The organism is Ammoniphilus soli (assembly GCF_040813775.1).
Map to the genome: position 1 here is coordinate 39,683 of NZ_JBEGDL010000017.1, position 22,359 is coordinate 62,041.

General features: G+C 44.7%; 18 protein-coding genes and 1 pseudogene. All 19 read right to left on the reverse strand.

Annotated features, from left to right (window positions below; genetic code table 11):
* Positions 1 to 147 precede the first annotated feature (147 nt).
* The 19 genes and pseudogenes from lpdA (ABLT31_RS25305) to ABLT31_RS25395 all read right to left on the reverse strand — a co-directional run bounded on the left by lpdA (ABLT31_RS25305) (position 148) and on the right by ABLT31_RS25395 (position 22,202).
* Positions 148 to 1,527, reverse strand: a complete 1,380-nt coding sequence (gene lpdA / locus ABLT31_RS25305) for a dihydrolipoyl dehydrogenase (RefSeq protein WP_367757024.1) — start codon at positions 1,525 to 1,527, stop codon at positions 148 to 150.
* A gap of 15 nt (positions 1,528 to 1,542) precedes the next feature.
* Complete coding sequence (locus tag ABLT31_RS25310) at positions 1,543 to 2,868, reverse strand: dihydrolipoamide acetyltransferase family protein (protein ID WP_367757026.1); 1,326 nt, start codon at positions 2,866 to 2,868, stop codon at positions 1,543 to 1,545.
* 14 nt (positions 2,869 to 2,882) lie between these two features.
* Positions 2,883 to 3,866 carry an alpha-ketoacid dehydrogenase subunit beta gene (locus ABLT31_RS25315; RefSeq protein ID WP_367757029.1) on the reverse strand — a complete coding sequence of 328 codons (984 nt, stop codon included), beginning with the start codon at positions 3,864 to 3,866 and terminating at the stop codon, positions 2,883 to 2,885.
* A 55-nt stretch (positions 3,867 to 3,921) separates the two neighbouring features.
* Positions 3,922 to 4,908, reverse strand: coding sequence for a thiamine pyrophosphate-dependent dehydrogenase E1 component subunit alpha (locus ABLT31_RS25320; protein WP_367757031.1), 987 nt, complete (start codon positions 4,906 to 4,908; stop codon positions 3,922 to 3,924).
* Positions 4,909 to 4,969: 61 nt separating this feature from the next.
* Entirely contained in the window at positions 4,970 to 8,125 is a 3,156-nt protein-coding gene (locus tag ABLT31_RS25325) for an HPr family phosphocarrier protein (RefSeq protein WP_367757033.1), read from the reverse strand.
* Positions 8,126 to 8,446: 321 nt separating this feature from the next.
* Positions 8,447 to 8,623 carry a hypothetical protein gene (locus ABLT31_RS25330; RefSeq protein WP_367757035.1) on the reverse strand — a complete coding sequence of 59 codons (177 nt, stop codon included), beginning with the start codon at positions 8,621 to 8,623 and terminating at the stop codon, positions 8,447 to 8,449.
* A 122-nt stretch (positions 8,624 to 8,745) separates the two neighbouring features.
* On the reverse strand, positions 8,746 to 8,874 hold the full coding sequence (locus ABLT31_RS25335; RefSeq protein ID WP_367757037.1) for a PDDEXK family nuclease: 129 nt from the start codon (positions 8,872 to 8,874) through the stop codon (positions 8,746 to 8,748).
* A 120-nt stretch (positions 8,875 to 8,994) separates the two neighbouring features.
* A pseudogene (ribB, locus tag ABLT31_RS25340) lies at positions 8,995 to 9,582 on the reverse strand (3,4-dihydroxy-2-butanone-4-phosphate synthase); the annotation flags it as partial.
* 35 nt (positions 9,583 to 9,617) lie between these two features.
* Complete coding sequence (locus tag ABLT31_RS25345; protein ID WP_367757039.1) at positions 9,618 to 10,391, reverse strand: SDR family NAD(P)-dependent oxidoreductase; 774 nt, start codon at positions 10,389 to 10,391, stop codon at positions 9,618 to 9,620.
* 55 nt (positions 10,392 to 10,446) lie between these two features.
* Positions 10,447 to 11,826, reverse strand: a complete 1,380-nt coding sequence (gene lpdA, locus ABLT31_RS25350) for a dihydrolipoyl dehydrogenase (RefSeq protein ID WP_367757042.1) — start codon at positions 11,824 to 11,826, stop codon at positions 10,447 to 10,449.
* A gap of 15 nt (positions 11,827 to 11,841) precedes the next feature.
* Positions 11,842 to 13,167: a dihydrolipoamide acetyltransferase family protein gene (locus tag ABLT31_RS25355; RefSeq protein WP_367757044.1), complete on the reverse strand. Its 1,326-nt coding sequence runs from the start codon at positions 13,165 to 13,167 to the stop codon at positions 11,842 to 11,844.
* A 14-nt stretch (positions 13,168 to 13,181) separates the two neighbouring features.
* On the reverse strand, positions 13,182 to 14,165 hold the full coding sequence (locus ABLT31_RS25360; protein ID WP_367757046.1) for an alpha-ketoacid dehydrogenase subunit beta: 984 nt from the start codon (positions 14,163 to 14,165) through the stop codon (positions 13,182 to 13,184).
* A gap of 56 nt (positions 14,166 to 14,221) precedes the next feature.
* Positions 14,222 to 15,208 carry a thiamine pyrophosphate-dependent dehydrogenase E1 component subunit alpha gene (locus ABLT31_RS25365; protein WP_367757048.1) on the reverse strand — a complete coding sequence of 329 codons (987 nt, stop codon included), beginning with the start codon at positions 15,206 to 15,208 and terminating at the stop codon, positions 14,222 to 14,224.
* 69 nt (positions 15,209 to 15,277) lie between these two features.
* Positions 15,278 to 16,261 (reverse strand): ABC transporter permease, encoded by a 984-nt coding sequence (locus tag ABLT31_RS25370; protein WP_367757050.1) that lies wholly within the window; start codon positions 16,259 to 16,261, stop codon positions 15,278 to 15,280.
* Positions 16,262 to 16,283: 22 nt separating this feature from the next.
* On the reverse strand, positions 16,284 to 17,774 hold the full coding sequence (locus tag ABLT31_RS25375; RefSeq protein WP_367757052.1) for a sugar ABC transporter ATP-binding protein: 1,491 nt from the start codon (positions 17,772 to 17,774) through the stop codon (positions 16,284 to 16,286).
* A 78-nt stretch (positions 17,775 to 17,852) separates the two neighbouring features.
* Positions 17,853 to 18,944 carry a sugar ABC transporter substrate-binding protein gene (locus ABLT31_RS25380; RefSeq protein ID WP_367757054.1) on the reverse strand — a complete coding sequence of 364 codons (1,092 nt, stop codon included), beginning with the start codon at positions 18,942 to 18,944 and terminating at the stop codon, positions 17,853 to 17,855.
* Between the two features lie 27 nt (positions 18,945 to 18,971).
* Positions 18,972 to 19,634, reverse strand: a complete 663-nt coding sequence (gene rpe / locus ABLT31_RS25385) for a ribulose-phosphate 3-epimerase (protein WP_367757056.1) — start codon at positions 19,632 to 19,634, stop codon at positions 18,972 to 18,974.
* A 61-nt stretch (positions 19,635 to 19,695) separates the two neighbouring features.
* A complete protein-coding gene (locus ABLT31_RS25390) occupies positions 19,696 to 21,234 on the reverse strand; it encodes an FGGY-family carbohydrate kinase (protein ID WP_367757058.1) in 1,539 nt (512 codons plus the stop codon).
* Positions 21,235 to 21,263: 29 nt separating this feature from the next.
* Entirely contained in the window at positions 21,264 to 22,202 is a 939-nt protein-coding gene (locus ABLT31_RS25395; RefSeq protein WP_367757060.1) for a sugar-binding transcriptional regulator, read from the reverse strand.
* Between the last annotated feature and the right edge of the window lie 157 nt (positions 22,203 to 22,359).

Sequence of the window (22,359 nt, forward strand, 5' to 3'; positions counted from 1 at the left end):
AGTGAAGTAACTACCTTTAAACACATTATGCCTCTGCTTTTTTATTCCTGAGGCTACAGCAACGATATTAATTTTACGAACCGATTTTTACATGCAGAATTGAAAAAATAACCTGGGCAAAGTTAGTATCCCAGGTTGTTTTTTATATTACGAATGAATTCCCTTACCTAACCAACTTGCCGCTACTTCCATCATCGTTTCGGAAACAGCAGGGTGAGGATAGATCATGTTTGCCATTTCTTCTACGGTTCCTTCCAGATGCATGAAGGCGGATGGAGCAGCGATCATTTCCGTGACATGGGCCCCTACTAAAAGTACACCGAGAATCTCGCCATATTTTTGATCGGCAATAATTTTCACAAATCCGTCGGTATGATCGATCGCCATCGCTTTCCCGTTCGCCGCATGCTTGTAGACTTCCACTTTCACCGAGTATCCCTTTTTCCGGGCTTCTTCTTCGGTAAGACCAACGCTGGAAATCTCTGGTTGGGTATACACACAACGAGGAACAACGCGATAATTGATCGGGGTGCGCTGTCCTGCTGCATTGAGGGCCGCTACGGTTCCTTCCGCACTGGCCACATGGGCCAATTGCCATCCGCCAATCAAATCACCGACCGCATAAATGCCGGGGATACTGGTTTCCATATAATCGTTCACTTCAACGAAAGGCCCATTCATCTTTAGTCCTAGATCAGCAATGCCCGATACGTTCGGCCTGCGGCCGACAGCAATGAGGATTTCCGAGCAGTGAAGTTCTCCGCTGTTGCCAGAAGGATCGATAATGTTCACCACATTTCCGTTTTGACCGGCAGCTAGGGATTCCACTTTAGTTTCAGTCAGGATGGATATGTTCTTTTTCTGCAACGCTTTGCGAAGAGCAGCAGAAGCATCCGGATCTTCCATCGTTACCAGACGGTCAGCCATTTCTACTACGGTTACTTGGGTACCTAAGCTTTCAAAGATGCAGGCAAATTCGACTCCAATCACTCCGCCCCCAATGATGACGATCGAATCCGGAATTTGAGTAATCCCAAAAATCGTATCACTGGTATGGTAAGAGACTTGATCCGTTCCAGGAATAGGGGGAACAAAGGGTGCCGAACCGGTGGCGAGGATGATAGACTCAGCCTTGATGGTCTGATCTTCGGTACCGGAAATAATAATACTCTTATCCGCTTGAACAGTGCCTATCCCTTGGTAAACATCGACTTTTCCTGCCTTCAAAAGAGCGCCAATGCCTCCTCTCAACCGCTTGATCACTTGGTCTTTGCGAGCCATCATCTTATCCAGGGAAAGGGTGAGTGGACCCGTCTCGATTCCCCAGCTTTTCGCTGCTTTAATATCTTCAATGACTTCGGCATGGCGAAGAAGCGTTTTGGAGGGAATACACCCCCGATTCAGGCAAGTGCCGCCTAAATGATCCGCTTCAATTAAGGCCACGCTTTTTCCTTCTTTCGCCGCACGAATGGCGGCTACGTAACCGCCAGGACCGCCGCCGACGACTGCAATATTGTAGGTTTTCATCGCTATTTTTCCTCTCTACACCATCAATTGATATGGATTTTCAAGTGCTTCTTTCACGGTTTGTAGGAACTCAGCAGCTGGTGCCCCATCGATCACACGATGGTCGAAAGAAAGGCTGAGGGTCATCATCGGACGAAGGACGATTTGTCCGCTTACGCCAACCGGTTTCTCATTAATGCGGCCAACACCCAAAATCGCGGTTTCCGGCTGGTTAATGATCGGGGTGAACACATCAATCGGGTACATGCCCAGATTACTGATCGTAAAGGTACCACCGGACATATGGGCAGGCAATAATTTTCCTTCTCTGGCTAGTTTAGCAAATTGTTTGCAGTCAGCGGTCAGATCAGCCAATCCTTTATGTTCGGTTTGCTTCACAACTGGAACAACTAAGCCATTCGGAACGGCAACGGCTAAACCGATATTGACGTTCGGATTGGAGATAATATAGTCTCCCTGTAGAGAAGTATTGACTTTCGGATGCAGGACCAGGGCGTGAGAGACTGCTTTCATAATAATTTCCGTATAGGATACACGATGCCCCGTCTTCTTCTCAATGAGAGGGAGGAGGGATTTTCTCATTTCCATCGAACCGCTCATGTCGACTTCGGTTGTTATGGTGACATGAGGAGCTGAGGTCACGCTTTGAACCATCCGTTGAGCGATGACTTTGCGCATGCCTTCCAATTTCACTTTTTCCGTTTCTGCGGGAACGTCAGATGAAGCCGGTTTGATGCTATTTAGGACATCATCTTTACGCACTTTGCCTTGAACGCCTGTACCATGGATAGTGTCGAGAGCAATTCCTTCGGCATCGGCTATCTTTTTGGCTAAAGGAGTCGCCTTGACCGCGTTAGCTGGCGTATAGATTTCCACGTCGTTTTTATGCACACGGCCGTTTGGACCGGATCCAATCACTTGGTGAAGGGAAATGCCTTTGTCTTTCGCCGCTTTTCGTGCTGCAGGAGTTGCACGCACTTTATCTGAATCGCTTTGAGTTTCCGCTGCTTCATGTTCAGGTGCTTCAATACTGGCAGTTGCAGCGACCTCTTCATGAGCATTGCCTCCATCGACACTTGGAGGGACGTCAGGAACGTTTTCATTCTCTTCACCGATGTACCCGATGATTTGGTTCACGGGTACGACTTCGTCGGCACCAAAGTAAACCTTGAGCAGTTTCCCCGTAGCATAGGATTCCACTTCAATATTGATCTTGTCGGTCAAGACCTCCAAAAGGAGGTCGCCTTCTTTTACATCATCGCCAACCTGTTTGTACCACTGCAGGATGGTTCCGGTTTCCATCGTCATACTCAGTTTGGGCATGAATACGCCTGTTGCCATCGTTTCTTTCCCTCCTAGACCCGGTTTAATGTCTCTTTGACAGCGGCAATGATATCTGGTTCTTGTGGAATTGCTGCTTTTTCGAGGATTGGGTTATAAGGCATGGGGATTGCCAATCCGCCTAAGCGCTTAATGGGAGCGTCCAAATAATCGAAAGCTTCGCTTTCCGCGATCATGCTAGCAATTTCTCCGCCGATTCCGCAACGCTTCACCGCTTCATGAACGACCACTAAACGACCTGTTTTCTTCACGGATTGAATAATGGTTTCTTCATCTAAAGGAACGATTGTGCGAGGATCGATAATTTCCACGCTAATGCCTTCCTTCTCCAGTTCCACAGCCGCTTGGAGAGCCTTATGAACCATGATGGCAGTTGCCACAATGGTGACATCGGTTCCTTCACGCTTGATGTCAGCCTTACCAATAGGAATCGAATAGGAACCCTCCGGAACGTGTCCTTTGGTCCGGTAAAGCAACTTATGCTCATAAAAAATAACGGGGTTATCATCGTCGATGGCAGCCTTTAAAAGACCTTTTGCGTCATATGCTGTAGAAGGTTGAATGACCTTCAATCCTGGGATATGGGCCATCCAGGCTTCCAAGCTTTGCGTATGCTGGGCAGCCGCACCGGTTCCCGAGCCAGATGGTGTACGAACGACCATCGGTGTTTTTCCCTTGCCTCCGAACATATAACGGTTCTTTGCTGCCTGGTTGACCAATTGATCCATGGCAATAGTGATAAAATCAGAGAACTGAAGTTCCATGATCGGGCGCATACCGGTCATGGCCGCTCCAACCGCTGCACCCGCAATGGCGGCTTCGGAAATGGGGGTGTTTCGAACACGCTCAGGTCCGAACTCTTCAATCATGCCGCGGGTCACACCAAACGCTCCGCCGTACACCCCGATGTCTTCCCCCATAATGAATACATCCGAATTGGCTCTCATCTCTTCCTGCATCGCTTCGCGTACCGCTTCCAAATACGTAATCTCTCTCATCCTTCTGTTGCTCCTTCCCAATTACAAAGTTTAGTAGGAATACTATGATCTATTTTTAGGCAAATACGTCTTCTTCCAATGTTTCGAGGGCAGGCATGGGGCTCTTCTCAGCAAAGACGACTGCTTCTTCGATTTCTTTTTTCGCTTGTAATTCAATCGCTTTGGCTTGCTCTTCGGTTAAGATACCTTCTTCTATAAGAACTTTTTTATAACGTGCGATAGGATCCCGGTTGGTTCTCCAATCCATTTCTTCTTCACGTGTACGGTATTTTTTCGCGTCACTCTTGGAGTGTCCCTTAAAGCGGTAGGTCTTCGCTTCGATCAAGGTTGGACCTTCTCCTTTTTTGGCCCGTTCAATGGCAGCGGCCATGACCTCAATCACCGCAAACAAATCGTTTCCATCGACGACTACTCCCGGGATGCCGTAGGAACCTGCGCGATCCGCGATGTTTTCAATATTGATCATTTCTTTTACCGGACCGGACATGCCGTATTGGTTGTTCTCGCAGAAGAAGATAACGGGGAGTTTCCAGATGGATGCCATATTCAATGCTTCATGGAAACTTCCTTCGTTGGTTGCACCGTCGCCAAAGAACGATACCGTAACATAACTCAGGTTTTTCATTTTGGAAGTTAACGCGGAACCAACCGCAATAGGGATTCCTCCGCCGACGATTCCATTTGCTCCCAAGTTTCCTTTATCTAAGTCGGCAATGTGCATGGATCCGCCTTTCCCTTTGCAATAGCCAGTTTCACGTCCGAACAACTCAGCCATCATACGATCCACTTCAGTCCCTTTGGCAATACAGTGTCCATGGCCACGGTGCGTACTAGTGATTTTATCTTCATTCGTTAGCAGGGCACAAGCTCCAGCCGCAGTAGCTTCTTGTCCGACCGCAAGGTGAGTCGTTCCGTGGATAAGACCTTTTGCAAAGAACTCATCTACCTTTTCATCGAAGAAACGAATCAGCCACATCTGGTGAAGCAGATGGACTAATTTTTCTTTGGTAATCGCCGATGGTAATTTTAGATCAGTTAACATTCCAAATTCCTCCTCTAATTGGTTCAAGTTTATAAATAACTCAGAATCAAAAACCAAACTACTATTCCTCTCCAAACTTATTCTCAATCAAACCAATAAGTGCCTCTAAGGCCTCCGTTTCATCACTTCCCATTGCCCCTATAGTAAGCGCCGTTCCTTGTTTAGCCCCAAGAGACATGACACCAATGATGCTCTTCCCATTCACTTGCTTGTTTTCTATTTTCAACAAGATGTCTGACTTAAATTTTGAGGCTGTTTTAACAAACTCGGAAGCCGGACGAGCATGCAATCCTGTTTTATTTTGAATAACGACTTGTTTTTCCATGGTTAAACCTCCATTCAATTCGTGTGTCCTATAATCGTACTGACAATCCGGAGCAGTAATGTACTTGTACAATTCCTCGACTGCTGGCTGGCATTTTTCATTAATCGCTAACATAAATATGTTCTGAATCCACACACCCGGCTCCCACTCCACCGGATCCTTGAGTATAGCCACGGCGATGGCTGGCTTCCTAGTTTGCGAAGGATCTGCATGCGGAATAGCCGCAATCTCCGCAATGAGGGTAGGGCTCAAGTTTTCTCTTTCCCATACCTTCTCCTCAAAACCACTCTGAACATAACCTAACTTCACAAGTGCATCCGATAATTTCTCGATTACCTCTGCTTTGGACTTAGCCTCCATAGAGCCAAAGGTTAGCTCAGAAGAAAGAAGGTCCTGCAAGCGTAAAGGTCTGTCTTTTTCCACTCCGAAATCTAAACGTTCCTGAGTAAGCAATAATCTTTTCAAAAATACTAGCCCTGTTTCGTCAACAATCTCATTAAATGAAATAAACGGAATCCCTTCTAACATGGGATCGACGGTACCTACTACAGCTAAAATATGATATGTTTCAACCCATTCTTTGTATTGGTTTCGGATAGACATGGAACTTCCATACAAGTAAGTCAGTTGCTCTCCCTTTTCTCCAAGGCTTTCCTGCACAAGGCAACCGAGACTACGAGCGGAACCCTCCCCGGTAAGACAAATGCATATAATTGCTTTTGGCTTAGAAACCAATGAACGGGAAAAGATAACCGACTCATGCTTTCGTTGACCTACATCAACTGAAAGCTGATGGATAGGTAGATCTGTATAGAGACATTTTCTCAATACCTCCACTACAAGCGAAGTCGTTACGAACGAAATCACTTTCGTATGGACACCAAATCTCTTTCCCCACTCTTCATCTTCTAAAAAATGTGTCCCCATGTCAGTTAGAAGAATGACGCCTGCTCCTTGATCAGCCTTTTGCAACGCTAGTCCAATACGCTCAATGGCATGTTCAATTTCATCGTCCCAAGACAGTTCTACCGAAACAGCATGTTTTTTTTCAAACAAGCGGTGAGCTACATTTACCATACTCTTGGCAATCTGACCATACGAAGCCACGACAACACCAATAAACTTCTTGGAATCAACGAGCGTACTGCATTGCCTTAAATACGTAGCAATGAGGCCAATTTCATGAAGCGGTATCTGAATTTCCCATGTGGTAAAAATCACTTTACTCATCTCTTCAGCCACTTTATACTCAATGGAATCTAAGTTAATCTCACTCTCAGTATCAGAACCCAATCCGTTACCTGTCCGATATCGTTCAAGCAATCCTTTTAAGTGAATCGCCAAAACATAAGATATTTTGTCATAGTCCAGAACCAAATGTTTTTCCGCAATCCACAACATCTGTTCGACGGTTTGAACGATTTCTTTGCCCACTAATTTGGCCAGTCGCTGAAGCCGTGCTTCTAATTTGACCTGATCTTCTGCCTCATCTACATGTAGACGGGAATTTAGCTCTTTGCTAATAATCAACTGAATCAATTCATCTTTTTGTCTTTCTTCCTTCAAGTTTTGATAACGCTTAACAATCCAATCGTAAAGTAGAGGCTCAGTTTCTATTCTCTCATTACTTTCTACTGAGATCGACGACTGCTGACCAGGGATAAATAGATATTGATCCTTCTTAAGCACCTTCGTATTCGTTTGCATGTCTTGTGAAGAATAGCTATTCATGACATGCAGAGGTAAATCTTGAAATTCCACATGTACATGATCCTGCTCCACCTGGCTCAAATGTTTGAGAAATCCCTTGGCAAATAATACACGGATATCACTATGCAGTTGACCGGTATTCCCTGGACAGTCATAAGACATCAGGGAGGAGATAACTTCTCTTTCAACAATGACCTCTTTACGGATCCTATTCGTTTCTTCATTAAAAAAGTGAAAAATCAAGGAAAGTCTCTCTTTATGTGACCAGTTAGAAAGAGACGGGATTTCAATCGCCATAGGAATTCTACGACGAAGAGTTATTAACAAACTTGATTCGGGACTTTCTGTGGTAGCACCAATAATAAGAACTTCTGCATTGCGCTGAAAACCAACTTCCCCTAATCTACGATAAACACCTTTATCTATCAGATAAAATAAGTTCTCTTGTCCCTCCGGTGGAAGTCGATGGATCTCATCCAGAAACAAGATACCTCCATCTGCGCGATCTACAAGACCGTCCTTCTCTTGATCTGCCCCGGTAAAAGCTCCCTTGATGTACCCAAAAAGTTGGGAAAGTAATAACTGAGGGTTTTTCGCGTAATCGGCACAGTTGAATACAACAAAAGGGGCATTTTTCCTCATCACCTCATTCTCTACAGCAAATTGGTACATGGCTTCCGCCATTTTACTTTTCCCAACCCCTGTTTGACCAAAAAATAGGGTGTGAAGACCATGAGGCGGATATAGAACCGCTGCTTGAGCTTGTTGTATGGCTGTTTTTAAAGTTCCTTGGGAACCAATCATCGAAGAAAAGGCCGACATTTTATGGATAGTATTTTTACTGTTTTCTTGAGAAGGCACAGCTTTAAGTGTGCTCTCATCTGATAACGCTTGCACCTCTTCCCTAATGTTGCTTACTGTAGATCTTGAAACATCAATTCCTTTCTCTTGTAATTTGTTCGTGAGTTCCCTATTAGAAATTTTGGGGAATTGCTTGAGAAGATTCGCAATTTCTTTTTTTAGTACTGGAATACGCCGCTTTCTAGAATCAGGAATTTTCAATTCATGACGAATTAATGTCACTTCATCCCGTCTCATTCCTAGTTGTCTAGCAATTTGTTCATCTGCTAGCGGATTATTTGGATCTTCTTTACTGATAATCTGCTTGATACGATCCTTCATGAACTTTCCCCCCACGCTTAATTTTAATTGCAATATCTATGCCAATTATATTGATCTTTTTGTAAACGCTTATTTATTAATATATTTAGTATAATTCTTTTCTACAAAAAAATCACTTTCGTCTCAATGGTAGTTTCTGTGGCAGATATATCGCACAAAAAAGTCCACAAATATATATTGTATATTCAACCGACCTCAGTGAGCCACACAGTGCAAAACGCTATAGAGAGGGGAACTGGGGGGCTATGGCGAAAAAATGCGGAAAACCCCTTTTAATCTCTTGAGTAGAAGTCCAATAGGCCATCCGTGTGATCGTTATCCTCAAATAAACATAAAAGCCCCAGTCAAATTGACCGAGGCTTTATCTATTCTTTTCAATGGTTGGCTTGTTGTACTAGAGTGGATGTCTACACCCAAAATCTTTTTAAGATCCTCGATAGATACAACATAGCTAACCTTTTCTCGTTGTTCTCCTGGAAGTAATTCTTCTTGAACCATGTTCGATACCGCTCGATTATCGGACGTTAGGAAGATGGTACTACACGATTTAGAAAATCTATGACATAAAGGGATGTTCTTGGTTCAGCAATATTCAGTCTTGATGTGATCGCGAATTTGAATCAGTTTAAATCTCTTCCCTTCCCTAGTTGCTTATCGGAGCAAAAATGTTGTTGTCCATCATATTCAATAGGCACTACTAATTTTTCTCCTGTTTTATCAAATACAGCAAAATCGATCGGCAAGGGCATCGATATCAAAAAAACGATCTAGTAGGACATTTGTCCCCACCTTCTCTAAGGTGTACTGTAATTTAATCCTAAAACCTAGTCTACTACACTTTAATGGGAGCGGCTAACTTCTTTCGTCAGATATAGAATGAGATCGGCAATTGTGATCATCTTCAAACCATAGCTTTTCCTGAACAAAAACAAATCCGGTACTCGAGCCATTGTTCCGTCTTCCTTGATAATCTCGCAAATAATCCCTGATGGATGGGCACCACACAGTTTAGCCAAATCGATCGCCGCTTCCGTATGTCCTGCTCGTTCCAAAACGCCTCCCTCTTCCGCAATTAAAGGAAAGATATGCCCTGGCCTACGAAAGTCAGATTTTTTCGTCACGCGGTTCACAAGTGCACGAATTGTATCCGCACGTTCATAAGCAGAAATACCTGTTGTATTGGTAATATGATCAATAGATACAGTGAAAGCAGTCTGATGGCGATCGGAATTTTGCTGTACCATCAAACTGAGATCAAGTTCTTCGGCACGACTTTTCGTAATGGGACAACAAACTAGTCCCTTCCCATTTTTGATCATAAAATTAATCATCTCGGGTGAAACCTTTTCAGCTAAAGCCACAAGATCTCCCTCATTTTCGCGATCTTCATTATCGACTACTATAATCATCTTTCCTTGCTTCAGATCTTCAACCGCTTCCTTGATGGAATCGAACATTCTATCAAACCCCTTTGTGGCAGTTAAGCCAGATTCTATATGGTATATCCTCCATCTATTACAAAGACACCGCCCGTAGCAAAAGAAGAGGCATCTGAAGCCAGATATACGGCTAGGCCTCCCAATTCCTCGGGAACCCCCGGCCTTTTCATCGGTGTTAAATCCAACCAACTCTCCGTCATTGCACTATTGCCTTCAAAAAACGGTCTGGTTAGCTCCGTTTTCATAAACCCTGGTGCGATCGTATTCACTCTAATATTATGCTGCGCCCATTCAAAGGCTAAACTTTTCGTAAGCATGATAACACCTGCTTTTGAAGCATTATAGGCTACTTGGCATTGTGGAATCGGAACAATCACTCCTGTCATGGAAGAAATATTGATAATGTTACCCTGATTCTGCCTGATCATGACTTTCCCTACTGCCTTAGATACAAGGAAGACACTATTAAGATTGACATTCATAATTTTATTCCAATCCTCATAACTCATTTCCTCTGCCTTGACATGTTGGCATATCCCTGCATTATTAAATAGAACATCGATCTTATCGAACTTCCTTAACACGGCCTCAACCATTTCATCCACTTGTCGCTCATTGGTAACATCAACCTGAACAGCTAACGTCTCTACTCCTTGTTCACGAAGTTCATTAGCTGTTTGTTGGGCTCCCTCAAGATTCATATCCGCTATGACAATATGGGATCCAGCTTGTGCCAAAGCGGTAGCCATGGCTTTCCCTAACCCTATCGCACCACCTGTCACAACTGAAACCTTATTCTTTAGACTGAACTTATCCATGATATTCAAAGAAATACCCCCTCTGTAGTTTTGTTGTGATAAACCCCATTTTTAATGGTTTATCTTAGGAATGAACACCTTTTCCAAGCCAGCTCGCCGCTACTTCCATCATGGTTTCGGAAACAGCAGGGTGAGGATAGATCATATTAGCCATTTCCTCTACGGTTCCTTCCAAATGCATAAAGGCGGATGGGGCAGCGATCATTTCTGTAACATGGGCTCCGACGAGAAGCACACCGAGAATCTCTCCATATTTTTGATCGGCAATGATCTTTATAAATCCATCCGTGTGATCAATGGCCATCGCTTTTCCGTTTGCCGCATGCTTATAGACTTCCACCTTCACCGAGTATCCCTTTTTCCGGGCTTCTTCTTCGGTCAGGCCAACGCTGGCAATCTCTGGTTGGGTATACACACAACGAGGAACGACGCGATAATTGATCGGGGTCCGCTGTCCTGCTGCATTGAGGGCCGCAACCGTTCCTTCCGCACTGGCCACATGGGCCAACTGCCATCCGCCAATTAGGTCACCGACCGCATAGATGCCAGGGATGCTGGTTTCCATATAATCGTTCACTTCAACGAATGGACCATTCATCTTTAATCCTAAATCGGCAATGCCAGATACGTTCGGCCTGCGACCGACAGCAATGAGGATTTCGGAGCAATGAAGTTCCGCAGGATTGCCAGAAGGATCAGTAATTTTCACCACATTTCCGTTTTGACCGGTAGCTAAGGATTCCACTTTGGTTTCAGTTAGGATGGATATGTTCTTTCTCTGCAACGCTTTTCGAAGAGCGGCAGAGGCATCCGGATCTTCCATTGGTACAAGTCGATCGGCCATTTCCACCACCGTTACTTGGGTACCTAAGCTTTCGAAAATGCAAGCAAATTCGACTCCAATCACTCCGCCCCCAATGATGACGATCGAATCCGGAATTTGAGTAATCCCAAAAATCGTATCACTGGTATGGTAAGAGACTTGATCCGTTCCAGGAATAGGGGGAACAAAGGGTGCCGAACCGGTGGCGAGGATGATAGACTCAGCCTTGATGGTCTGATCTTCGGTACCGGAAATAATAATACTCTTATCCGCTTGAACAGTGCCTATCCCTTGGTAAACATCGACTTTTCCTGCCTTCAAAAGAGCGCCAATGCCTCCTCTCAACCGCTTGATCACTTGGTCTTTGCGAGCCATCATCTTATCCAGGGAAAGGGTGAGTGGACCCGTCTCGATTCCCCAGCTTTTCGCTGCTTTAATATCTTCAATGACTTCGGCATGGCGAAGAAGCGTTTTGGAGGGAATACACCCCCGATTCAGGCAAGTGCCGCCTAAATGATCCGCTTCAATTAAGGCCACGCTTTTTCCTTCTTTCGCCGCACGAATGGCGGCTACGTAACCGCCAGGACCGCCGCCGACGACTGCAATATTGTAGGTTTTCATCGCTATTTTTCCTCTCTACACCATCAATTGATATGGATTTTCAAGTGCTTCTTTCACGGTTTGTAGGAACTCAGCAGCTGGTGCCCCATCGATCACACGATGGTCGAAAGAAAGGCTGAGGGTCATCATCGGACGAAGGACAATTTGTCCGCTTACGCCAACCGGTTTCTCATTAATGCGGCCGACACCCAAAATCGCGGTTTCCGGTTGGTTAATGATCGGGGTGAACACATCGATCGGGTACATGCCCAGATTACTGATGGTGAAGGTTCCACCTGACATATGGGCAGGCAATAATTTACCTTCTCTCGCTAATTTGGCAAATTGTTTGCAGTCAGCGGTCAGATCAGCCAAGCCTTTTTGCTCGGTTTGCTTCACGACGGGAACGACTAATCCGTTCGGAACGGCAACGGCTAAACCGATATTGACGTGCGGATTGGAGATAATATAGTCTCCTTGCAGAGAAGCATTGACCTTTGGATGCAGGACCAGGGCATGAGAAACAGCTTTCATGATAATTTCCGTATAAGAGACACGCAGGCCTGTTTTCTTTTCAATGAGAGGGAGAAGGGCTTTCCTCATTTCCATCGATCCGGTCATATCCACTTCAGTTGAAAGAGTGACGTGCGGTGCCGTAGTCACGCTTTGTACCATCCTTTGAGCGATAACCTTGCGCATGCCTTCCAATTTCACTTTTTCCGCTTCGGCTGGAGCCTCATTGGATGCGGATTTGATGCTGTTCAATACATCATCCTTGCGCACTTTGCCCTGTACACCAGTACCTTGGATGGTGTCAAGCGCAATGCCCTCAGCATCGGCAATCTTCTTGGCCAAAGGAGTAGCCTTGACGGCATTTGCAGGTGTATAGATTTCGACATCCGTTTTATGGACACGACCATTGGGACCGGATCCATTCACTTGGTGAAGGGAGATGCCTTTGTCTTTCGCTGCTTTCCGTGCTGCAGGAGTTGCACGCACTTTTTCTGAGTCAGATTGATTTTCTGTTGCTTCTTGAACGGGTGCTTCCACACTGGCAGTGGCAGCCACCTCTTCCTGAGCATTGCCTCCATCGACAGCAGGAGGGACGTCAGGAACGATCTCATTCTCTTCGCCAATGTACCCGATGATTTGGTTCACAGGAACCACTTCATCGGCACCAAAATAAACCTTAAGTAGTTTCCCCGTAGCATACGATTCCACTTCAATATTGATTTTGTCGGTCAAGACCTCCAAAAGGAGGTCTCCTTCTTTCACATCGTCCCCGACTTGTTTGTACCACTGCAGGATGGTACCTGTTTCCATCGTCATACTCAGTTTGGGCATGAATACGCCTGTTGCCATCGTCGCTTTCCCTCCTAGACTCGGTTTAATGTCTCTTTGACAGCGGCAATAATATCTTGTTCTTGAGGAATCGCGGCTTTTTCGAGGATCGGGTTATAGGGCATCGGAATCGCCAATCCGCCTAAGCGCTTGATGGGAGCATCCAAATAATCGAAAGCTTCGCTTTCAGCGATCATACTGGCGATTTCTCCGCCGATTCCGCAGCGCTTCACCGCTTCATGGACGACCACCAAACGACCGGTCTTCTTCACGGATTCGATAATGGTTTCTTCATCTAAAGGAACGATCGTGCGGGGATCGACAATTTCTACGCTGATGCCTTCTTTTTCTAATTCAACGGCTGCTTGAAGCGCCTTGTGAACCATGATGGCAGTTGCCACAATGGTAACATCGGTTCCTTCGCGTTTAATATCGGCTTTACCGATCGGGATTGAATAGGAACCTTCCGGAACATGCCCTTTGGTACGATACAATAATTTATGTTCATAGAAAATGACCGGGTTATCGTCGTCGATGGCGGCCTTTAAAAGACCTTTGGCATCATAGGCGGTAGAAGGCTGAATGACTTTCAGTCCTGGGATATGGGCCATCCAAGCTTCCAAACTCTGGGTATGCTGGGCAGCAGCCCCCGTTCCTGAGCCAGATGGGGTACGAACGACCATCGGAGTTTTTCCTTTCCCTCCGAACATATAACGATTCTTTGCTGCTTGGTTGACCAATTGATCCATGGCAATCGTGATAAAATCAGAGAACTGAAGTTCCATGATCGGGCGCATGCCAGTCATGGCCGCTCCAACCGCAGCACCCGCAATGGCGGCTTCGGAAATCGGGGTATTTCTGACACGTTCAGGTCCGAATTCTTCGATCATTCCGCGGGTCACACCGAACGCTCCGCCGTACACCCCGATGTCTTCCCCCATAATAAATACATCCGGATTGGCTCTCATTTCTTCTTGCATCGCTTCGCGAACCGCTTCTAAATACGTAATCTCTCTCATCCTTTAGTTGCTCCTTCTCATTTCCAAGGTTTATATAGGAATACTTCGATCTATTTTTACGAGAATACGTCTTCTTCCAATGTTTCGAGGCCAGGCATTGGGCTCTTCTCGGCAAAGACGACCGCGTCTTCGATTTCTTTTTTCGCTTGTTGTTCAATCGCTTGGGCTTGCTCTTCAGTCAAGATGCCTTCATCAATGAGGCGATTTTTGTAAAGAGCGATGGGATCACGGTTATTTCTCCAATCCATTTCCTCTTCACGCGTCCGGTATTTTTTCGCGTCACTTTTGGAGTGACCTTTGAAGCGGTAAGTCTTTGCTTCAATTAACGTAGGGCCTTCGCCCTTTTTCGCACGCTCAATGGCTTGAGCCATGACTTCGATCACGGCAAACAAGTCGTTTCCATCGACGACGACTCCAGGAATGCCGTAAGAACCTGCACGATCGGCGATGTTTTCAATATTGACCATTTCTTTGACAGGTCCGGACATGCCGTATTGGTTATTTTCACAGAAGAAGATCACCGGAAGTTTCCAAATGGAAGCCATATTCAATGCTTCATGGAAGCTCCCCTCATTGGTTGCCCCATCGCCAAAGAAGGATACCGTCACATAACCAAGGTTTTTCATTTTGGAAGTCAAGGCAGATCCAACAGCAATGGGGATTCCTCCGCCAACGATCCCGTTGGCTCCCAAGTTTCCTTTATCTAAGTCAGCGATATGCATGGATCCGCCTTTTCCTTTGCAATAGCCAGTTTCACGACCGAACAATTCCGCCATCATGCGGTCTACCTGTGCACCCTTGGCAATACAGTGGCCGTGTCCGCGGTGCGTACTGGTGATTTTATCTTCGTCCGTTAAAAGGGCACAAGCTCCAGCAGCAGTGGCTTCCTGGCCGACAGCTAAGTGGGTCGTCCCATGAATGAGACCCTTCGCAAAGAACTCATCTACTTTTTCATCGAAGAAACGGATGAGCCACATTTGATGAAGCAAATCAGTCAATTTTTCCTTTGTAAATGGGGAAGGTAATTTTAAGTCTGTTAACATCTCCACTCCTCCTTCTTTCGTTTAGATCCTAAAATTTGATTTAATTTCAATTTATTTTAGATAAAACTCTTAGAAAAACTTCAGATCATTCTTTCTTGCCGCAAATGCGATAGCTCCAACCATAATGATCCCCTTGGCAATGTCTTGGACATAGAATGGAAGTCCCAGCAGGTTTAGTCCATTATTAATAACTCCAATTAACATAACACCGACTATGGTCCCCATCACATTGGGCTGGCCAACCTTAATGGTGGTCATCCCTAAAAATACGGCAGCCAGAGCGTCCATAAGGAATGATGCCCCTGCGGTAGGCTGTCCGCTTCCCAGTCTTGAGGCTAGCACGATTCCAGCAATTGCAGCACCTGAACCACTAAAGATCAATCCCAACGTACGATACTTTAATGTATTGATCCCAGATAATTTGGCAGCGACTGCGTTCCCACCTACTGCATAGATGTAACGCCCAGCTGTAGTTTTATTCAATAGAATATAAGTTGCTAAACCAAGGATAAGCATAATGATAATCGGTGTTGGTAGGCCAAAAGCATTCCCTCGACCGAAAAATGTAAAGGATTGCGGTAATCCCCCATAGATAGCTCTTCCATCTGTATACATAAAGATAATTCCAGTTGCGACAGACGAAGTCCCTAATGTAACAATAATAGATGGTATTCCAATTTTAGTAGTCACCGCACCGTTTAATAAACCAAATACAATACCCACACCAATGGCGCAAAGCAAAGCAACAGGTAAAGAAATTCCCTTAGTAAGCAAACCAGTAACAATAACCCCGGACAATCCGGCAACGGCTCCTACCGAAAGGTCAAAGTCTCCTGCAGCCATCGCAATAGTCAAACCATAGGCTACAATGGCAAGAGTAGAAACTTGACGAACAACGTTGACCAGGTTCGAAGCATCCAAAAAACGATCAGCAATCACTGAAAAAACAATGAACACAAGCAGAAGCGCACCGATGGTCGCGTAATTGGAAAAATAGTAGCCGAAATCGGTTCGTTTAGTATCTAACTTAGATTCTAATGCGATATTAGACATGTGATATCCTCTCCTTTTGTTATTAAACCCCTAATGATGATTCAATCAAGCGTTCGTGCGAATGGTCGTGCTTATGCACCTCATCCACAATTTGACCGTTTCTCATCACATAAATTCGGTCAGAAAGGCCCAAGACCTCCGAAATGTCAGAGGAAATTAGCAAAATCCCAGCCCCTTCTTCAAGCAAAGAAACCATGATATTATACATTTCCGCGCGGGCGCCGATATCTACACCCTCTGTGGGCTCATCAAATATATACACCGTCGGCTTGTTATCATCTGACATGGTTCTTTTTCCAAAGCAAACCTTTTGTTTGTTCCCCCCGCTTAACGTACTAATTTTCGTGGTTATTTCCGGCGTTTTGATATTAAGCTTCTTCACCGCATCTTTAACCTTTGATACCTCTTTTTTGGGAAGAAGCCAACCCATGATGGACATCTCTTTCAAGAAGGAAATTGTTAAGTTGGATTTAACTGAATCGTTCAGGATTAATCCTTTACGCAAGCGGTCTTCGGGGATAAGAGCGATCCCATTCTTCATGGCATCGGCAACATTGCGGATTTTTACCTTTTTCCCCTCAATATGGATTTCGCCCGTTTTCCTCGGAACAGCTCCAAAGATCATTTCAGCAAGTTCTGTTCTTCCAGCTCCAACAGTACCGAATATTCCGACTATTTCTCCCCTCCTGATAGTTAAACTAGCAGAAAACACCCGTTCACCATCCGATAAATCTTTCACATCTAGTAAAACATCACCAACTTTATGATGTTTTTCTGGATATTCTTCATGGTGATCCTTGTCAATCATCAATTTGATAATCTCATCTTGCGTCGTGTTTTCCGTTACCCTGGTACCTACATGCATGCCATTTCGTAGGACCGTAATCCGGTCAGACATGAGAAACACCTCATCCATGTAGTGGGTAATAAAAATGATTCCTATCCCATCATTTTTTAACTTGTTCATGACCGCAAATAACTGTTTCCGCTCTTTGTCTGAAAGAGCAGCTGTTGGCTCATCTAAAATCAAAACCTTTGGTTTAAGATACAGAATCTTCATGATTTCTATTAATTTTCGTTGAGCCGGGTTTAAATCTTTCACTTGCTTATGGAGATCAATTGTTACCCCTAATGATGCCATCAACTCTTTGGCTTTTTCGAATAATGCTTTCGTATGGATAAATCCATTACGATTAATTTCATTGCCTAAAAAAATATTTTCAATAGAATTGAAATTCGGAATCAGACTGCCTTCCTGCGTAACAATACCTATCCCTTTTTCAATGGCATCTCTCGTGTTTCGAAATACCACTTTCTCACCTTCTAAGAGAATATTCCCCTTTTCAGGTATATACGTTCCAGTGATTACCTTTACGAACGTGGATTTACCCGCCCCATTATGACCCACCAAAGCATGGATTTCGCCTCGTTCCAGCTGGAACTGAACATTTTGTAACGCTTTTACTCCCGGAAAACTTTTTTCAACATCATGAACGTTTAATAGAGCAACCACTCTCGCAACCTCCTTTTTAAGATGTAAGAAAGGAAAGGGTGTTACAGGCTGACCCATACACCCTTTCATATAACTTTCTTACTTGGCGTTATAAAGATCTGGTGCTTTATATGCCGGAACCCCTTCTCCAGGTAGGTTGGCATCCGTAATCAAAGGAGTGTCTACATAAACAGTTGTAGATGTAATGACTTCACTCTTTGGTTTTCCATTAACATTGATTTCATAGATATAATTGGCAATTTTTTCACCCATTACTTCAAAGCCTTGTGCAACAGTTGCTACCATAGGAGAACCATTTTTCATTTCTTCAATCGCTGGTGCATGGCCATCAATCCCTACGACAATGATATCTTCTTTACTGAAGCCGGCAGCTTGAATCGCTGCAGCAGCAGCCATAGCAGGCTCATCCCAACCAGCCCATACAGCTTTAATATCTTTTCCATAACGTTGGAGATAGTCTTCCATAGTTTGTAATGTATCTTGGTAGAAATTGGTATAATCGATATTATGGGATTCAATAATTTCAATACCTGGATTCTCTTTTGCAACAAGATCTAATACTTCGCCTCTTTTGCGAACACCGTGATGTTCGGCCATCTTGAAGGCAACAATTTTCCCTTGGCCGCCTAAACGGTCAGTGAGGTAACTCGAAACCTTAGAGGACATTACGAAGTTGTTGCTCGTTATATCAACTTCAATGCCTGGAGTCCAGCCAGAATCGATGGAATAAACCGGAATACCAGCCTTTTGAGCGCTTTCCAGAGCAGCCTTCCCTGCACGCAAGTCAGCCATTGATACAATAATGGCATCTACTTTTCTTTGGACCGCATCTTCTACATTGGAAGCCCATGTTTGTCCAGAACCTTTACTGTCCGAGACGCTTAGCTCCCAATCATACCCTTGAGCTTTAATATAGTCTTCAAAGCCTTTCTTAGCCCGCTGTTCAGAATTAGCACCTGCGGTCATATGTACCCACGCAATCTTCAACTGCTTCTTCCCGCCGGAAGCAGGCTGAGCATTTCCGTTTGATTGTGGATCGGAAGCATTCGTGCTAGAATTAGAAGTAGATCCGCCTTCCTTACTGGAAGTCTGTTGAATTTCCTGGTTCGAGCATCCAACCAACAAAGCAACCAAAGCACTGAGAATCAAGTAAAACCATTTTCTTAGCATTCAATTTCTCCCCTTTAGTTAAGTTTTTCAGCTTTTTATTAAGAATAAAGACTTGACCTTCTCAACGTTTCGGCTGACATCCTCGTTGGAGAAGAGCATGGTCCCTATTACTAGATTTTGTGCCCCGTGTAAGACCAGGTCGGGAATTGTCCATTCGTTTACTCCGCCATCAACGGCAATGATAGCAGGCAAGTTTTCGGATTCGACAAGATCCCTTACTCTTTTTATCTTGGGCAAAACTTCCCTGCGCAATGGTTGGCCGCCAAAGCCAGGCTCTACTGTCATGAGATTGACCTGATCCACATCGCGAACGAGGGATTGTATCTGATCAAAAGTTGCTGTTGGAGCAAAGGCCATGGAAACTTGACAACCCCTCTTCTTCACTTGTTCTATTGCACGGAGGGGATGCGGACAGCTCTCAAATTGGATGGTTATCATGTCTGCACCTGCACTGATGAAACTGTCGATGACTTGGTCTTGCCTGTACATCTCGAGGTGAACATCAATGGGCAGTGATGTCACCTTGCGAAGATCTTCGATGGTTTTTGGACCAAAGGTCAGGTTATTGACATAATGACCATCCATAATATCCACATGAATCCAGTCTACCTTGTTTCTTTCAAGCTCCATTACATCTTTGGCCAAGTACACATGATTAGCGGCCAGTATGGACGCCGAAATCGTCGGCAATTGAACCACATCCTTTCCTTACTTTTACAGTTTTTATATACATAAAATGACTTTCGCCATGTTATGAAATGCCTGTTGTTTCTCTCATCCAATCGCCGAATTGGGGATACGCTTTTCGGTACTGTTCGGCTAGACGCTTATAAACTTCATGATTTCTCGAGTTGGGTTCAATTCTATCCTTGAAATGTACCATTTGACTGACGGCCTCTTGGATGTCTTTATGAGCCCCGGCAGCCACACTGGCCAGAATGGCTGAACCTAAACTAGGCGCCTGTGTAACGTTTGGTATGTTAATCCCGATATTGCTCACATCGGCATGAATCTGCATGTACAATCTATTGTTGGCAGCACCGCCTGCCAGATAGACTTCGTTTGCCTGGAATCCGTTATCCTTAAAGGTCTGGATGATATGATCCGTACCATAAGCTACCCCTTCCATTATGGCGCGGAATATGTGTTCACGGGTGTGCTTCAAGGATAGTCCATAAATCATTCCACGAACGGAAGGCTCAACAAAAGGCGTTCGATTTCCCTGCCAGTAGTCAAGGACTAGTAGTCCATCGGAACCCGGCTCAATTTCCGAAGCTTTCAAGGTTAATAAATCGTAAACGCTTACCCCCATCGTTTTAGCTGTCTCTTCTAAGTCCTTACAAAAATTAGTACGGAACCAATTGATAATGGATCCTGTTGAAATCTGACCTCCCTCTACCATTCTCAATCCCGGTACGATCGCATCGGGGAAAGAACCAAAAACACCTTTGGCGTGTATACTTTGCTCCGTTAAACCGAGCACAAGATGAGAAGATCCGGTAATCAAGGCCAGCCGTCCGGGCTTGACCACTCCCAATCCGATCATTCCGACAAAAGCATCTGCCCCTCCTTGGGCTACAGGAGTATCCTCGAGCAAACCAAGTTCATCTGCTGCCTCCTTGGATAGTCCCCCGACATGTTCACCCAGATCGTAGACATGCTTTGGGAACTTTACAATCAGATCTTCTAATCCTGCCCTCTCATAAAAACGATGAAGCCAGCCGCCCTCTTCCCGGTTATAGTACCATCTCGTCGTCGCCGTACAAATGCTCGCAGACCATTTGCCGGTGAGCTTATACATATACCAATCAGCGAAATCAACCACTTTCTCCGCTTTGTGGTAATTCTCCGGCTCGTTTCTTTTAAGCCAAAGCGCCTTACATGGCGCCCATTCGGCAGAGACGTTGCCAAACCCGTTAAACTTGAGAGCGTTATCACCGGTAGCCGCAATGAACGACGCTTCTTCACTAGCTCGTACATCCATCCAGATTAAAGATCTCCGTAAAGGAAATCCATCGTTCATGCATAGAACCAGACTACAAGCGGTTGCATCCATACCAATTCCGATGATCTGTTCCTTAGTCGCTTGTACCTCACTCATGGCCTTCCTGGTACTTGCTACAAGGCAATCCCACCACTCACGAGGGTCTTGTTCTGCCCAGCCTGGCTTCGGATGGTATGTTTTATAACTGGTACTGCCGAAAGCCACTTCATTCCCCTGAAGATCATAGAGACCCACACGTACACTCTCCGTACCTGCATCAATTCCCATGACCAACTCTTTTTTCACGAGATCCTTCCCCCTCTCTTTATTTGCACTTAGGCTAATTCAATTAAATATTTGGCTACATTCTCATCTGTAATGAGGGTATCAACCAATTTTCCTCTAAGTGCCGCTGCAATAACATCTCGTTTAGATTGAGTTCCTGCCACCAATATTACCTTGGATCCATTCCGGATTTCATAAAAATTAGGTCCGACCACTCGTTTGTGAAAATCTAAATCAAGAATCTCTCCCGTGGCGCCGAAAAACCATGATGCAATATCACCAACCACACCTTCTCTTTCCAACTGCATGGCTTCTTGTTCCGTAATACTTCCAATATCCAAGAAAGTGGAAGAGGAGACTACCCCCACGCTCACTATGGTAATATCAGCGTTAGTTGCCTTCTCTAATACTTGCTCAATCATTGAGTCTTGCATAATGGCGTCTTTTATCTCCTCACTTGAAACAATCGCTGGCGCATATAACGGAAAAACGGTACCTCCCAAACTTTCAGCTAATCTTCTGCAGATTTCATTAGCATGAATCTCCGGGTTAATATTGCCCAGGCCTCCGGATATCGGTACCACATTGCAGGCGACTTTTACTTTTGACTGGAAAGCATTTGCTAATTGACTAAGTGTCCTTCCCATTGAACACCCTATGGTCATACCTTCTTTTACATTCTGATATATATACTCAGCCCCCAATTTCCCAAGAGACTTGAGAATACTCTCCTCTTTTGTGGAATATACCGGAGCGACAAGAGCTTCGCTAATCCCGTACTTTCCCTTCAAGATTCTTTCGAGTTCATAGCAGCGCGAATGTGCCGGATGAATTTTAATTTCTACAATCCCCCGGTCTTTTGCTTCCTGAATCATTCGGGAAACCTTCGCCCTAGATAAATCTAATTGTGTTGCTATTTCCTGCTGAGATAGATTGTCGATATAGTACATATAAGCAACTTTCGTTAGAAGACCATCCCTATCCTGCAATTTTGTTCACCCCGTCTATCCACTGATGAGAATTTGTTCATTTTTGTGATCATATGCTCAATCCCTACGATGCAATTATATAACTGTCCTGTTTAATTGTCTACACTTTTTTAAATATTTTTTATTGGATTGTATTTCTTTTAGTTTTGCATTCTAA